13 protein-coding genes and 3 pseudogenes are annotated in these 14,109 nt (G+C 41.6%); 9 read left to right on the forward strand and 7 right to left on the reverse strand.

The window, feature by feature from the left end:
• Positions 1 to 149: 149 nt before the first annotated feature.
• A pseudogene (locus DP117_RS29625) lies at positions 150 to 1,124 on the reverse strand (transposase).
• A 357-nt stretch (positions 1,125 to 1,481) separates the two neighbouring features.
• Here DP117_RS29625 and DP117_RS29635 point away from each other — a divergent pair.
• The 3 genes and pseudogenes from DP117_RS29635 to DP117_RS29645 all read left to right on the forward strand — a co-directional run.
• A pseudogene (locus tag DP117_RS29635) lies at positions 1,482 to 2,126 on the forward strand (sucrose-phosphate phosphatase); the annotation flags it as partial.
• A complete protein-coding gene (gene ruvA / locus DP117_RS29640) occupies positions 2,123 to 2,758 on the forward strand; it encodes a Holliday junction branch migration protein RuvA (protein WP_169221785.1) in 636 nt (211 codons plus the stop codon). The pseudogene DP117_RS29635 and the gene ruvA, both read left to right, overlap by 4 nt.
• Positions 2,759 to 2,797: 39 nt before the next feature.
• Entirely contained in the window at positions 2,798 to 2,950 is a 153-nt protein-coding gene (locus DP117_RS29645; RefSeq protein WP_169221786.1) for a hypothetical protein, read from the forward strand.
• Between the two features lie 118 nt (positions 2,951 to 3,068).
• Here the strand turns inward: DP117_RS29645 and DP117_RS29650 are convergent, their stop codons facing one another.
• The gene (locus tag DP117_RS29650) at positions 3,069 to 3,839 is read right to left on the reverse strand and encodes a WecB/TagA/CpsF family glycosyltransferase (RefSeq protein WP_169221787.1); all 771 of its coding nucleotides are present in this window, start codon (positions 3,837 to 3,839) and stop codon (positions 3,069 to 3,071) included.
• A 605-nt stretch (positions 3,840 to 4,444) separates the two neighbouring features.
• Between DP117_RS29650 and DP117_RS29655 the strand changes: the two genes are divergently transcribed.
• The 3 genes from DP117_RS29655 (at position 4,445) to DP117_RS29665 (ending at position 7,486) form a co-directional block, all read left to right on the forward strand.
• Entirely contained in the window at positions 4,445 to 5,182 is a 738-nt protein-coding gene (locus tag DP117_RS29655; protein WP_169221788.1) for a response regulator transcription factor, read from the forward strand.
• A gap of 194 nt (positions 5,183 to 5,376) precedes the next feature.
• Positions 5,377 to 7,065, forward strand: coding sequence for a SpoIIE family protein phosphatase (locus DP117_RS29660; RefSeq protein WP_169221789.1), 1,689 nt, complete (start codon positions 5,377 to 5,379; stop codon positions 7,063 to 7,065).
• Entirely contained in the window at positions 7,055 to 7,486 is a 432-nt protein-coding gene (locus DP117_RS29665) for an anti-sigma regulatory factor (RefSeq protein ID WP_169221796.1), read from the forward strand. Before DP117_RS29660 ends, DP117_RS29665 begins: the two co-directional genes overlap by 11 nt.
• Before the next feature lie 400 nt (positions 7,487 to 7,886).
• Here DP117_RS29665 and DP117_RS29670 read toward each other — a convergent pair whose 3' ends face one another.
• Positions 7,887 to 8,309 carry a nuclear transport factor 2 family protein gene (locus DP117_RS29670; protein WP_169221790.1) on the reverse strand — a complete coding sequence of 141 codons (423 nt, stop codon included), beginning with the start codon at positions 8,307 to 8,309 and terminating at the stop codon, positions 7,887 to 7,889.
• A 417-nt stretch (positions 8,310 to 8,726) separates the two neighbouring features.
• On the opposite strand from DP117_RS29670, the gene queG reads away from it, so the two are divergent.
• Both queG and DP117_RS29680 read left to right on the forward strand, forming a co-directional pair.
• On the forward strand, positions 8,727 to 9,683 hold the full coding sequence (gene queG, locus DP117_RS29675; RefSeq protein ID WP_169221791.1) for a tRNA epoxyqueuosine(34) reductase QueG: 957 nt from the start codon (positions 8,727 to 8,729) through the stop codon (positions 9,681 to 9,683).
• Positions 9,680 to 10,321 carry an HAD-IA family hydrolase gene (locus tag DP117_RS29680; RefSeq protein ID WP_169221792.1) on the forward strand — a complete coding sequence of 214 codons (642 nt, stop codon included), beginning with the start codon at positions 9,680 to 9,682 and terminating at the stop codon, positions 10,319 to 10,321. Before queG ends, DP117_RS29680 begins: the two co-directional genes overlap by 4 nt.
• Before the next feature lie 223 nt (positions 10,322 to 10,544).
• On the opposite strand, the pseudogene DP117_RS29685 reads toward DP117_RS29680, so the two are convergent.
• Positions 10,545 to 10,739: pseudogene (locus DP117_RS29685) on the reverse strand (hypothetical protein); the annotation flags it as partial.
• A 236-nt stretch (positions 10,740 to 10,975) separates the two neighbouring features.
• Between DP117_RS29685 and DP117_RS29690 the strand changes: the two are divergent.
• Entirely contained in the window at positions 10,976 to 11,506 is a 531-nt protein-coding gene (locus DP117_RS29690) for an orange carotenoid protein N-terminal domain-containing protein (RefSeq protein WP_169221794.1), read from the forward strand.
• Positions 11,507 to 11,561: 55 nt separating this feature from the next.
• Here the strand turns inward: DP117_RS29690 and DP117_RS29695 are convergent, their stop codons facing one another.
• The 3 genes from DP117_RS29695 to DP117_RS29705 all read right to left on the reverse strand — a co-directional run bounded on the left by DP117_RS29695 (position 11,562) and on the right by DP117_RS29705 (position 13,778).
• The gene (locus DP117_RS29695) at positions 11,562 to 12,056 is read right to left on the reverse strand and encodes a GNAT family N-acetyltransferase (protein WP_248277883.1); all 495 of its coding nucleotides are present in this window, start codon (positions 12,054 to 12,056) and stop codon (positions 11,562 to 11,564) included.
• Between the two features lie 21 nt (positions 12,057 to 12,077).
• Positions 12,078 to 12,779, reverse strand: coding sequence for a LuxR C-terminal-related transcriptional regulator (locus DP117_RS29700; RefSeq protein WP_169221798.1), 702 nt, complete (start codon positions 12,777 to 12,779; stop codon positions 12,078 to 12,080).
• Between the two features lie 108 nt (positions 12,780 to 12,887).
• Positions 12,888 to 13,778 (reverse strand): MBL fold metallo-hydrolase, encoded by an 891-nt coding sequence (locus DP117_RS29705; RefSeq protein WP_248277884.1) that lies wholly within the window; start codon positions 13,776 to 13,778, stop codon positions 12,888 to 12,890.
• Positions 13,779 to 14,109 lie beyond the last annotated feature (331 nt).

The raw sequence follows: 14,109 nt of genomic DNA on the forward strand, positions 1-14,109 counted from the left end.
CCGATAGGCGCAGCCGTGCCGTAGGCATAGGGCTCAGGGCAAGCCTGTGGCATCAAAGCTATGCCCTCCCTTGCCCGCTGCGCTATCGGAGGGTCTCCCCCCAACCCCAACGCCAGTCCGCACCCTGCGGGAAGCCGCCCTCCGGGCGTCTACAAGTCGGGAGACCCGCCCACGCGGCTGGCTCCTCCGTGGGGACGCATGTGCCCCCCGTTGTAGCAAGTGGCGTTAGCGGAGCGAGACCGGAGGTCTTCCCCGTGAGGGTTACGAACCATGCCCTTGACGTTTAAGTTTTCAACTACCACAACTTGATTGTTATCAACTATTTTTCTAGATAGTTTGTGTAAGTAGTCTTGACGGACATTGCTAACTTGTTCGTATACCCTAGCTACAATCAAAGTTGCCTTTCTACGACGGCTACTGCCTTTTACTTTTCGTGCAGCAATACGTTGTTTCTTGGCTAGTTTCTTCTCATATTTGGTTAAGTGTTTTGGGTTTGGATATTTAGAAGTTTTTTCGCCATCGTAGGTAATCGCAAAATCTTTGATGCCCAAATCGATACCGACAACTTTAGCTTCTGTACTGGATACCGGATGATCTCCTTCATATTCCATCAACACAGAAGCGTAGTACTTACCCGACGGGCATCTACTAACAGTGACAGTCTTGGTAATTCCGTCAAGTGGTCGATGTATCTTAGCTTTGACTACACCTAGCAAGCCTGGGAACTTCAAGCAATCATTGATTTGCTTTACCTTTTGTGGGTATTGGATGGATTGACGATGATGTCTTGACTTGAATTTAGGATATTTTGCTCTACCTATGCCCTTCGGGCACGCTACGCTATCAAAGAAGTTTTGATATGCACGGCTAAGATTGAGGCTTACAGATTGCAAAATTTGTGAGTAACACTCTCCCAACCATTCAGTTTCTTTGTCTTTTTTGAGCGTCGGTAACAGCGAATTTAGTCCAGACTGAGATCAGCCTTTTCCGGTTGCTTTATAGGTTTCAATGCATTTGTTCAACCCATAATTCCACCACCAGCGAGCGCATCCAAAATGCTGTGCAAGTATCTGGACTTGTTGCTCTGTGGGGTACAACCTAACTTTTACGGCTTGTCTTCTCATCTAAACTTCTCCAAACATCGACCTGTTACTATTATATACATATTTTAATAACAGCATTCCGGAGAAGTTGCCCGTCTTATATCCCGGCACGCTCACGGAGTACCGTTATAGGACCTACGACGAAGAAGTTAAAATCGCGGGGCTGCGTCGGGAAAACTTGCGAGCCCTTGAGGTGGATGCTAACTATGCAATGCGTGCTTCGGCGTTACAGTAGTGCATTGAAGCCGATATTAAGGCGGGATTGACTCCATGTTTTTTGGCTGCGACTGTAGGAACAACTCCATCCAATGCGATCGATCCGATTCCGCAGTTGGGAGAAATAGCGCAAAAATACAATATCTGGCTGCATGTTGATGCGGTACCAAGATTGTTTATGCGACAGGGCGAGCGCCCATTCTTTACCAAGAACTCAAAAACGAAAAAAATCTTTTAGAACCCGATGCTCTGATTTTAGCTGTGGGAACAGAAATTTATCTTGACAGCAGTGATATTCCTGATTCAAAATGGTCGGAAAAACTTTCATCTGGTTGGAATCGTGAGCTTGTGGTATCAATAACGACTCGTTTTCCTGAGTTAGTTCCACAACCTGACTCAGAACAGCGGCTCTTCAAAGTGAGTTTTTTCCTTCAAGAAGAGTCAGCACAAAAGGTTTTACCGCAACTTCAATTAGAGTTGCAAAAATCTGGTTTAGACATAAAGTTAATCTACAGTAGCGGTATAGACCTTGACATCGTACCTGTTGGGAGCGATAAAGGACAAGCAGTACAGTTTCTCCGCCAAAAGTGGAAATTTGTAGCAGAACAAACGGTTGTTTGTGGCGATTCTGGTAATGATATTGCTTTATTCGCTGTTGGGAGTGAAAAAGGAATTATTGTCGGGAATGCTCGTCCGGAGCTACTTCAATGGCATAATGAACATTCTGCCGACTCCCGTTACCTAGCAACAAATTTTTGTGCTGGTGGAATACTTGAAGGTTTAAAACATTTTGGTTTCTTAGAATGATTAGCTATCTCAAAGGAATTGTTGCTGGTATCCAAAACAATAATGGTCCTCGCTATACTCTAACCTTGGAAGTGAATGGAATAGGGTATGATTTGCAAATCCCTGCACGATTAGTACAGCAATTGCCAAATTCTGGAAGCGAAGTGCAAATTTTTACCCATTACCAAGTTCGAGAAGAAATACCAATGCTTTATGGCTTTGGTTCACCAGGGGAACGAGATGTGTTTCGCCATTTGTTGAGTGTGAGTGGTGTTGGTGCAGCTTTGGCGATCGCCTTGTTAGACACTTTGGAACTACCAGAACTCGTGCAGACAATTATCACAGGTAACATTCAATTACTCATTCAAGCCCCTGGTGTTGGCAAAAAAATCGCAGAACGCATTTGTTTAGAACTCAAAAGCAAATTAGTAGAGTGGCGTAAGACAGCAGGCTTCTTCGTCGCGACAGGCGGTCCAGCACCAGGTATTCTTGAAGAAGTACAAATGACTCTCTTAGCATTGGGTTACACTGCTAATGAGGTGAGTCATGCTTTGCATGTGGTGAGTGAAGACATTGGACTACCCAAAGATGCTTATGTGGAGGAGTGGATTAAACAGGCGATCGCTCATCTCAGTAGTGAGTATAGCCAGTAGTCATTGTTCAGTTCCAAACCCCACAAGTAGAAATTTCGAGTGAGCAATCACGATGAAATGGCATATTTTTCACCCACTACCATTATCCTGCACACAAAGGTCTCACAGCATCAGTGGATAGAAATTCTCGTTGGCATGACAATTGTTAGACGTTCGATTGAGTCAAAGCATCGATTAAATGCTCAGCTTTAAAACAACTATTGCAAACCTCATCCTTGCTAGACTCTATTCTGCGATGAACACGTTTTGAGGCTATAAGAACAAAGCCTGCAAAAGCAGGCTAATTCAGTGCATTTCTACGCACAATAGCTCACAAATTTGACGCTACACCGACCCCAGAGAGTTGAAAAAACCGATAAACTAAAGCTTTAGCGGCAAACTCAGGCAAAGCCAACATTCTTCGCCAGCGCCAAGGTTCTTTATAGAGCCGATATAGCCACTCCAGATTATTATCCCCCAACCAAGCAGGAGCGCGAGTTTTTATCCCCGACCAAATATCAAAACTCCCTCCAACACCAATCCATATTGCTTGAGGACACAAATGGCGGTTGTGAGCAATCCATGACTCTTGACGTGGAACTCCCAAACCAACAAAAATGACTTGTGGTTGTAGTTGGGTAAGAGTTTGTCGTAATTGTTCTTCTTCTTGTTGTGAATGAAAGCCGGAGTGAGTACCGACGATGACCAAATTTGGAATTTGAGAAAGCCAAAATTCTGATGCTTTTGCGGCTACACCTGGTGCTCCTCCGTAGAAAAACACCTTTGTGTCATTCCCCGTTTGTCCAAGTTTGTGCAACAGTGTTTCTGCTAGTTCAATTCCAGGAGTTCTCTGAATTTTTTGCTGTAACAACCATCGCAGGTACAGAACAACACCTGCTCCATCTGGAATTACTAACTCAGCACTCTGTATAACCTTAGCTAAGGAAGAATTCCGCTCTGCTTGCATAGTCATTTCTGCATTGAGTGTGACGACATGAGTCCCCATACCCTGCTGTAAACGTTCTAGTAACCAGCCTGGATAGTCGGTTGTCACATGAACTGGTAGACCTAATACTGAAAACTTTCTAGGCAGTTCAGACATAGCTTATTCTTAATGAGCCTCACACCAACTATATAGATAGAACGATAGCTTATCAAATTGTTTCCAAAAGGATAATACAGGAATTTTACAAATTTATGACATCTTTACTACTGTGCGAAATCTAGGGACCATCACGTGAGACATGTACTTAAAAAGTCTGTTCATGAGTTAAACATATGATATGCTACCTCAATACTTCACATCGCATTTTTCCAACAAGCCACAAAATAGGGCATGGCTTGTGCTATTTATTTAAGTGTTAGTTTAGTTGCTATACAAATTCAAGATGCAGAATATCACTTATCAATATCAGATACTCCTGAGTAGAAGAAGCACTTCTAGTTTGTACTTTTCTCATCTGAGCTAATGTTTAACAAGGAGAGTTAGAAGGCTCTACTGTTCAGTATGTTAACACATGAGCCGTGGAGGCTTCTTACGGCTACGCTTTGATGAAATGTCTGCACTAAGGAGAATATACCTTTATGTGTTAGTCTAACTCAAAAAGCTCTCTTATATTTTTCCACAGGCATTTTTAAACTGTATCTTCCGAGACTTTTTAGTAAACTCAATTTTACAGCTTTTGAGTGTAAGGGCGGTAATAGACTATGGCTAAAATTCGTGTCGCTTTAATTGAAGATCATGATCTAACCCGTGTGGGTATCCGGACAGCGCTCCAGCAAAAGGAAGAAATTGAAGTTGTAGGGGAAGCAATTAATGCTGTCGAAGGTCTGAAAATGTTAAAGACACTACAACCAGATATTGCGATTGTAGATATTGGCTTACCAGACAAGGATGGAATTGAACTCACACGAGAGATAAAATCTACAGCGAATGGAGAAGAGGTAGCAACAAGAGTATTGATTTTAACATTACGGGATAATAAAGAAGCGGTGTTAGCTGCTTTTGCAGCAGGGGCTGACTCTTACTGCATGAAGGATATTAAATTTGATAACTTACTTGAAGCAGTACGAGTCACTTATAACGGTAATGCTTGGATTGACCCTGCGATCGCCCGAATTGTATTGCAACAAGCTCAACAAAATCCACCACTACCCGAAGTCACACAATTAGACAATAAAACGACTTCAGGCATGGCTGTTAATAGTAGTTCAGATGCCGGAAATCAATCTGGGGAGAACATAGATCCCTATACTTTAACAGAAAGAGAATTAGAAGTCTTGCAATTGATTGTAGAAGGTTGTAGTAATGCGGTCATTGCCGAAAGACTTTATATTACAGTCGGAACTGTAAAAACACACGTCCGAAATATTTTGAACAAACTATGCGCGGATGATCGTACACAAGCAGCAGTCCGCGCATTGCGTTCTGGACTCGTGGGATAGAGTTTATGTTAAGGTGCGGAAAATTTTGAGGGGACTTCTCAGAATTTACATAACATTTTGATAAATTAGAGAGATGATTGGTATACAGTGGTTAAATTCTATTTACTTTTACTTTGTTAAGTCTTTTTTAATGACAAAATGGCAACTACAAATAGTTGTCTTACTATCAAAGTCTTTGGAAAGTCAAACTAAGTATGACTGAGATAGAGACAGGAAGGCTCAAACTCATGGTGGTGGATGATGAGCCTGACAACTTACATTTACTCTACCGTACGTTTAGGCGAGATTTTCAGGTGTATCAGGCAAATGATGCCCTCACAGCTCTAGAGATTTTAGATAAAGAAGGTGAGATGGCTGTGATTATTTCTGACCAAAGAATGCCAGAGATGAATGGCACAGAATTTTTGGGTAGAACTGTGGAGCGTTTTCCTGATACAATTCGAATTTTACTCACTGGTTTTACTGATGTCGAAGATTTGGTAGAAGCGATAAACTCTGGTCAGGTGTTTAAGTACATCACCAAACCTTGGAAACCCGAACGACTCAAAGCAGTTGTTGAGCAAGCAGCCGATATATATCGAGTCGTAAAAAAACGTACACAAGAGTTGAGTCGCGCCTTGCGGAGGGAATCTTTGTTTAATGCAGTGACAACAGTAATTCGAGAGTCCTTAGACTACAACAGTATGCTACAAAGAATTGTCGCAACAGTAGGACAGACTTTTGAAGCTAGTTGTTGCGTGCTTAGAGCAGTGGAGGGCGATCGCCTGACATTAGATCAGTTCTACTACCAAGATTCAAAATCCCCAAAATCGAGTTGTTATTTTGATCCAAATCCTTTGATGGAGAAGGTTCTGCAAACCCGTCAATATCAATTCGCCCTAAACATACATGATGAAAAAGCTTCTCAGAAACTGGTTGTACCTCTGATATGGCAGCAAAATCTGCTTGCAGTTCTTGCTCTGTACCAATATCATCACGCTCGTTCTTGGCAAGAAGAAGATATCGAGCTGATTACAGATGTTATTGAACAAGCCGCTCTTGCACTCTCTCAAGCAAAACTCTACCAACGTCTTCATCAAAAGCAAGAGCAAATCCGTGCTGAATTGGAAGTCGCTCGCCAAATTCAAAATAACTTACTGCGTCAAACCATGCCCAACATCAAGGGCGTGAGGGTACAAGCCTGTTGCTATCCTGCTCGTGAAGTGGGAGGAGATTTTTTTGAAGTGTTTGTCCATCCAAAAGGAGACTTGTGGTTGGCTGTTGGAGACGTTTCTGGTAAGGGTGTACCAGCGGCTTTGTTCATGGCTAGTGCGATTTCAGTGTTGCGCCGAGAGTTGTCTCAAGAATCACCACCTCTGCCGAATGTGGTTATGCAAAACCTCAACCATACTCTCAGTGATGATTTGATCAGCAACAATTGTTTTATCACCCTCGCCTTAGCTCGCTACACTCCTACTACTAGAGAATTAGTCTATGCTAATGCAGGACACATATATCCCTTGCTTTGGTCATGGCAAAATACCGTGGAAAAAAAACCTGAATATCTCAAGGTACGCAGCGTTCCTCTGGGTATCTTCCCTGTATGGAAAGCTGTGTCTAGTCAGTTAGTTCTTGCTCCTGGAGATATCCTGTTACTAGCGAGTGATGGTGTGATTGAAGCAGAAGTCTTAAATAAGAAAGATTTGACAGAGACATTCGTAGATAGCGCTCAACAAGTAAGCCGTTCTATGCTGAATCAGGAGGGTTTGTGGGAACTACTCAAAATGGAGCCACAACCACTTCATCTTAACCATTTACTAGCGCGTATTCAGGCAGATAACCTAGTTCAAGAAGATGACCAAACTATACTTTCACTGGAGGTTTTGTTAAGTGATGAGAAGTGAACTTCATGTACCAAGCGACTTAAAGTTTTTAACCATCGTAGAAAACTGGTTGCTGGGTTGCTTGGAAGTCCAGTTCAAAAGTTCAGTTGATTGGTCTAAGCAATCAAGTCGCTTGCGATTGGTTTTAGTGGAAGCTTATTCTAACGTAGTACGTCATGCTCATAAAGATCAACCACTATTGCCAGTTCTGATTCGTTTGGAATTGAAAGAGCAAGATATAGCTTTGGAAGTTTGGGACTACGGCAAAGGCTTTGATTTAGCGGATTATTCGCCCCCAAATCCTAGTGATCAGCAAGAAGGTGGCTACGGTTGGCTAATTATGCATCGTCTGATGGACAAGGTGGAGTACCAACTACAGGTTGATGGTGGTAATTGTTTGAAGCTAGAAGTCAGCTTGCCAAAAGTCGCCCAATCAGTATAGTTAGTTGTTGCTCTAGCTTTCTCACAAAAAATAAGTGTGCCGACTACCCCCAACAAGAGCGCTGAACACGAACTATAGTTCTAAACTGACGAGGCAATTCAAAATCCCAAAGTCACATTTTTTGAAGAAAAATTCATAAGCTTAATAACTGTTGCTAAGTTGGTTTGATTTATTACTTTTCATCATTAGAAGATTGAAGGCTGACCAAGAAACTTTAACAAGAAAAAACTTCGCAACCTAGTTGTCAAAACTCGAATAATAAGAAGTTCTTAAGAAGGAATTTTGTACAATTGGGTTGCGGAGTAAAAGGATAGCGGTCCCTGCACCAAAATATCCAGATTTGGTGTTAAAGTAAAACGGGATCGAAAATATAACTGCTTCCTTGTGTCTACAGAATGACTCATCGCCGTAAATTGAGTAACTCTTTGGGAGAGGCTAAAAGTTTGATTCTCGTATAAAGAATTTCTTTTTCTTGATTGAGGATAAATGTCCACAAGACATTAACACTACACCAAGAAGTTTGTGCTTTGCCTGTCACCTGAAATTGGATTTGCTCTCCCTCTAAAGTCTCGACGACACCTTCACGAGGGTAAGCTTTCACACCTTGAGCCTCTTGTTGCAGATATCGAATTATTTCATCTCGCCCTACAATACCAGATTCAAACGGGGGATGTATGACACCATCTTGTGCAAACAAAGCAGCAGTTTCCTCAAATTTTTCGGCATTCAAAGTTTGAAAGTAATGCAGTAAAGTTGGTTCTGTAATTCCCTGTATCTGGAGTTTTTCACCTACCGTTGTGGCTGTAGATTCAGCAGCTGTCATAGATTTACCTGTATCATTACTCGCGAACAATTTATTTGAGTACAAAAACAAGTACACTCGAAAGCAGCTGAAGTATATTTTCTCGGCGAGTACAAATCATCCTGGTGATAGAAGTCTACTCCTGAAGCTGTGTACCACTAGGAATTCCAAGAAATAAATTATCCCGCTAGGATTTGTTGAGTGTTAACAGTTAACACTCAACAGTTATAAAATGCAGTACTAAGCTGTCACGCCTATAAGTTGCATATTATCGTTTTAGGGGGACAAATGCGTGACGGTTGATACTCAACTGTTATCAGTCAACAGCGGTAAAGAAGTCTCCTTCATCGCTTATCTTCAAAAAAGAAATAAGCATATTGACGCGGTAGTGTATAATAGAGAGAATACCTATTGGGTAAATTAAAAGAAATAAGATAAATGAATCAATCCCCAAAAATAAACAGCACTGAGGTGAAAAAAAAAGCTCTAGAGTTGGGATTCCAAAAAGTTGGCATTGCTGCAATAGATGGGGAAAATATAACAGAGACGCAAAGGTTGCAAGCTTGGCTAGCGCTGGGTTATCACGCTGATATGGAATGGATGGAAAATCCTAAGCGTCAAGATATTCTTAAGGTTATGCCAGAGGTACGAACAATCATTAGTGTAGCTCTCAACTACTACACACATGATCAACGTCCTGAAACAGAGGAATACGCCAAAATTTCTCGGTATGCTTGGGGGCGAGATTATCATAAAATCATGCACAAAAAACTCAAGGTACTGACAACCTGGCTACAGGGATTTGATCAAAGCATTCAAGCACGATACTATGCAGATACTGGTCCAGTACAAGATAAAGTCTGGGCACAAAAAGCTGGACTTGGTTGGATAGCAAAAAACGGAAATGTGATCACCCAGGAGTATGGCTCTTGGGTGTTTTTAGGAGAAGTGCTGACGAATTTGGAGTTGGAGAGCGATCGCCCACATACAGAACACTGTGGTACTTGTACTCGTTGTATCGAAGCTTGTCCAACAGGCGCGATTACTCAACCGTTTGTCGTAGATGCTAATCGCTGCATTGCTTACCACACAATTGAAAATCGCAATGAACAATTACCCCAAACAGTGACATCCCACTTACAAGGTTGGGTTGCTGGTTGCGATATTTGCCAAGAAGTTTGTCCTTGGAATCAGCGTTTTGCCAAAGAAACAGATGTTGCAGAGTTTGCGCCGTATCCGGGAAATCTTGTACCCAAACTGGTAGAATTAGCACTAATCTCAGATTCCGAATGGGATAAACAATTTCCTGCATCAGCGTTGCGGCGGATTAAACCAGATATGTTGCGACGGAATGCCCGTGCTAATCTAGACGCATTCTCCAAGGCGAAAGAATGACCCAGAAAGTAATCATTTTTGATTTTGATGGCACAATTGCTGATACAGTAGACGCATTGGTCGGTATTGCCAACCGTTTAGCCAGAGATTTTGGCTATATACCCATTACTCAAGAAGAACTTGCTCTTTTGAGAAACTTGAGTTCTAGAGAAATTATTAAATACTCAGGTATTTCCATTTTAAAAATACCTTTTTTGGTTAAAAAAGTGAAATCTGAGTTGAAAAACAAAATAAAAGAAATCAAACCAATTTCAGGGATTCAAGAAGCCTTAGTGGTGCTTAACAATGAAGGTTATCGGTTAGGAATTATCACTTCTAATTCTCTAGAAAATGTCACAGATTTTCTCAAAGTTAACAATTTAGACAATTTCTTTGATTTTATCTATTCAGGAGTTACGATTTTCGGAAAAACAACGATTATAAATAATGTTTTAAAGCAAAAACAGATTAAGCCTCAAGAAGTTATCTATGTAGGAGATGAAACCAGAGACATAGAAGCATCAAAGAAAGCAAACATTAAGGTGATTGCAGTTACTTGGGGATTCAATTCGCAAGAAGTATTAGCAAAACAAAATCCAGATTTCTTAATTCATCACCCAAGTCAACTATTAGAGGTGATAAAATTTATTGATTATTAAAATTAACAAAATTAATCAATTTATTTATTATCTATTTTTACTTAACAGAAGCTATTTTTCTAGTAAACTTCGGGAGGATTACCGCCTCCCGAATATATTTTGACACGCACTGTAGAAACGAGAAAAAAGTGAAATAACTCTGAATGCAGTTTGAACGCTTTCTAAACTTGATTGTTATCAAATCTAGCCACAATAACTTTGATTAATCTTTCACTTACTGCTTAGTTGCCTTTTTTGCTGCTTTTTCACCTTCAGGAGTGCGATCAATTTCACTAACGCTTAATTCCTGCGCAGCTTTGTAATCTGCTTCCATATCAACGCTTGGCGCTTTTTCTTCACCAGCTGCGATGTTGTCAGCAGCTAATTGTGCGTCGTGAGTAGGAGCTTGTGATGAATTTGGCTTGATTTCTTCAGGCATAATTAACTTTTTTCCTTTTTTTCTTTTGAATTTTCCTATCGATATCGTATTTTACCAAAGTCAATTCTTATATTTTTGGTATCTCAAGATAGATTTGTACCTCTATTAAAAGGTAGATAAGAGCTGATTTATCCAATTTTAAAAACTCTTTCTCTTGGAAGTCGATACTCATTCTAAAACTTTGATACCCCTAGATCTGACATGTTAAATAATTTTGGAAATTTTGGAAAAAAGTTATGACAGCAAGTTACCAGAAAAATACTCCTCAAGCTTTAAGCAAAGAAACTCAAGATGTGGTAGCAGCTTTTAACCGCTTAGATACAGATGCCAAACTAGCTTGGTTGTATTTTGCTTATGAGAAAATGGGTAACTCAATTACTCCCGCTGCTCCCCCTGCTGCAGAACCAGAGTTAGCACCACTACTTTTGAGTGATTATTACAAATTGTCTGCTGATGAACAACTGGCAATTATGCGGCAAATTGTCAACCGCGAAGATTCAGAATATTCTCGCGCCTATGGCGCAATCAAAGAAAATAACCAGTTATTCGTCTGGTTTGCTTGGGCGCAAACTATGGGTGATCAAGTGGTTGGAATGCCAAGCAATTACAAAGCAACTGATGCAGTTAACAAGGTGCTTTCCCAAATAGAAGGACTAGATTTTGAAGGACAAATGTCTGTGTTGCGGACAATTGTTGGTGATATGGGCTACAGCGATGTTAAGCCGATTGAAACGCAAGCCGAGACTGGCAAAACACCAAGTCTTTAGTTAGTAGAGCTTAATGGCTAATAGCTGATAACCATAAGAAGTGAGTTATTAGCCATTAAATAAAAGATGTGTTAACTAACCATTTACCGATAACCTTTTCCATACAGATTTCACCTTTGGTGAAGCCAAGTTTTTTGTAAAAGTTTAAAGCTTGATCTGTAAATAAACAAACATGCTGACCTTGTAACTCGTCTAATAGTATTTGCATCATTGTACTGGCAATTCTTTGGCGGCGATATGGCGTAAATGTCCAGACATCAACGATGTAAGCATTACAAATACCATCAGAAAGAACACGAGCAGTCCCAATAATACGATTATCTGTATAAGCGATACACGTTGCGTAACTATTGGCAAATGATGCTTTAAGCTGTTCTGGACTTCTGCCATTATCAAATTTATCTTGACTGAGCGTTGATTTCATCTCCTGCCAGTCAACATTATTGAGATCTCGTTTGTAAGTTACCATTAGGCTACAAATTACTACATTCGTAGTTTCTCTTATATTACATACATAATACAGCTTTTCTACAAATGTTTCATTAGTCAAAGACTGCTAATTCTTGGGCATTTAAACCGCATGCTTTTTGGATGGGGAAAGACTTATGTTTGAAAAAAGCCGCCCTACTAGTTCAGCACGTGACGAAACCTCAAGCTTTCGGAACATCCGTTTTAGGGCTTGCTTAACAGAATTTTCTGTAATCCAAAGGGCTGCACCGATTTCAGCACTTGTTAGCCCTTGTGCCACTAATTCAGCTATTTGAATTTCACGTGGTGTTAAACGGTTAATATTCGGAGAATTGAATTTTTTCGGTTGCGACTGTATTCTTTCTAACCAGGTGGACAGATGCAAGCAAACAGCACACACGTCAGCTAGATCCCGAGTATTAAAAGCAGGAGTTCCTCGAACGCGCGTAAAGCCAATTCCGCCAACAAGATGACCATTGCTGATAATCGGTCCAGCCATAACATGTCCATGATCAGAACGCGGGCAAATCATTTTCCATGCCCCAGGAGGTAACAGTAATTCTTCGTGAACAGGGGCATGTTGCTCAACCAAGTAGCGCAAAACTGGATTATGTTCTACAGATAAAGCTAATTTCAGCATGCGCGGAAGATTGGGATTGGCAGGGGGAAGTTTATCAAAGAAAAAAAGCCCGCAACGTTGGGCGGCAAAGTGTTCACCAACTTTAACCATAACGTGCTGTCGTAGTTCTTCTTCGTCACTCGCTTGAGCGATCGCCCCAAATAAAGACTGCAAAGAATTCCCCATCATCGTTGCTGCAAAGTGTACTCGTTCGAGGTTTAAGCGTGGTTGCTTGCTGTTCCTAGTATAGATTGGCGTTGCAATCTTAGTTCGTGAGGTCTTTCAATACACCTGCTAATTATTTTGGTCGGTGAACGCTTTGAACTCAATGGCATCATGGCTGCAAAAGAGGCGCACCTCACTACTATAGTTGAGCGATAACTCACGCAACCGTTGTTGATTATAAAGTCGAGCCTTGCGGTCTACCTCCATCAACCATTGATAAGTACGCAGACCAGGCGTGCAGTGTGGTTTAGAGGTTCCCACTTCGTGCCGATAAAAGTAGGCATCGCCTGCATGTAAAAGCCAACCTTCTGGTGTCTGGATGGCGATACCAGCATGACCGCGCGTGTGACCAGCGAGTGGGATAAGGAGAATCTCTGGTGGGAGTCCATCGAGGTCGCGCACTGCCTCGAAACCAAACCAAGGTTCACCTTTTGCAGAATAATACTTCCACTGTTTGACTTCGTCCCACTGACCAGGACGATAGCGTTGCGATGAGATAAAGCCGCGCCGTTCCCGCGCTGCTTCTATCTCAGGGAGCATGACATGTACGGTCGCTTCTGGAAAATCTTCCAAGCCGCCTGCATGGTCGAAATCGAGGTGGGTAAGCACTATGTGCCGCACATCGCGCGCGGCAAAGCCAAGCTGTTCAATAGCTGCGATCGCCGTGTATTTTTCTTCAAACTTAATGCGATTCAAATTCATGAAGAACGGGCTGAGTCTTGATAATGGCGCTTTGATATCGCGCTGACCAAAGCCCGTATCAATGAGAACGAGTCCCTGATTTGTCTCGACCAGCAGGCAGTGGCAGACCAGACAGGCTGTTAATCCGCGACTAAAACCATCGAAGAGTGCCCCGCCAATCGGACACATGCAACCGCAATTAAGATGATGAATACGCATAAATAATTCCACCCTCGCATCAATCTCTCTTAAAAACGAAAAAGTATGGACAATCAACATACTTAGGGGTGAAAAGGGGTGAAAAAATTTATGACTGGGATTTTGATTGTTTTAATCGCTTTTTCGTCACTTTTGCTGTCTTAGTACAGCTTTGCGTAAAATCGTAGCCTTTTTAAACACACCAGGTAGCGAGGGAACACGCACGGGCTAACGCCCTTCGGGCAGGGTAGGTACGCAGAGTTTCACCAAATTTAATCCGCTACGAATTAATGAAATGCTGTACCTAGTTTAAAGTCCAGTTTATATCAAGTTCGCTTAATCACTTATAAATCACGGATGACCCCACCCCGGTTTTGTCTAACGCCAAAACCTCCCTGCCCCTAATCCCCAG

This window comes from Brasilonema sp. UFV-L1 (assembly GCF_012912105.1).
In the GTDB taxonomy this organism is placed as follows: domain Bacteria; phylum Cyanobacteriota; class Cyanobacteriia; order Cyanobacteriales; family Nostocaceae; genus Brasilonema.

Coding starts and splice junctions, on each gene's coding strand:
- DP117_RS29690 (WP_169221794.1), top strand. CDS start 10,976: ATGACAGCAAGTTACCAGAAAAATACTCCTCAAGCTTTAAGCAAAGAA.
- DP117_RS29680 (WP_169221792.1), top strand. CDS start 9,680: ATGACCCAGAAAGTAATCATTTTTGATTTTGATGGCACAATTGCTGAT.
- DP117_RS29705 (WP_248277884.1), bottom strand. CDS start 13,778: ATGTTGATTGTCCATACTTTTTCGTTTTTAAGAGAGATTGATGCGAGG.
- DP117_RS29660 (WP_169221789.1), top strand. CDS start 5,377: ATGACTGAGATAGAGACAGGAAGGCTCAAACTCATGGTGGTGGATGAT.
- queG (WP_169221791.1), top strand. CDS start 8,727: ATGAATCAATCCCCAAAAATAAACAGCACTGAGGTGAAAAAAAAAGCT.
- DP117_RS29665 (WP_169221796.1), top strand. CDS start 7,055: ATGAGAAGTGAACTTCATGTACCAAGCGACTTAAAGTTTTTAACCATC.
- DP117_RS29700 (WP_169221798.1), bottom strand. CDS start 12,779: ATGGGGAATTCTTTGCAGTCTTTATTTGGGGCGATCGCTCAAGCGAGT.
- DP117_RS29670 (WP_169221790.1), bottom strand. CDS start 8,309: ATGACAGCTGCTGAATCTACAGCCACAACGGTAGGTGAAAAACTCCAG.
- ruvA (WP_169221785.1), top strand. CDS start 2,123: ATGATTAGCTATCTCAAAGGAATTGTTGCTGGTATCCAAAACAATAAT.
- DP117_RS29655 (WP_169221788.1), top strand. CDS start 4,445: ATGGCTAAAATTCGTGTCGCTTTAATTGAAGATCATGATCTAACCCGT.
- DP117_RS29650 (WP_169221787.1), bottom strand. CDS start 3,839: ATGTCTGAACTGCCTAGAAAGTTTTCAGTATTAGGTCTACCAGTTCAT.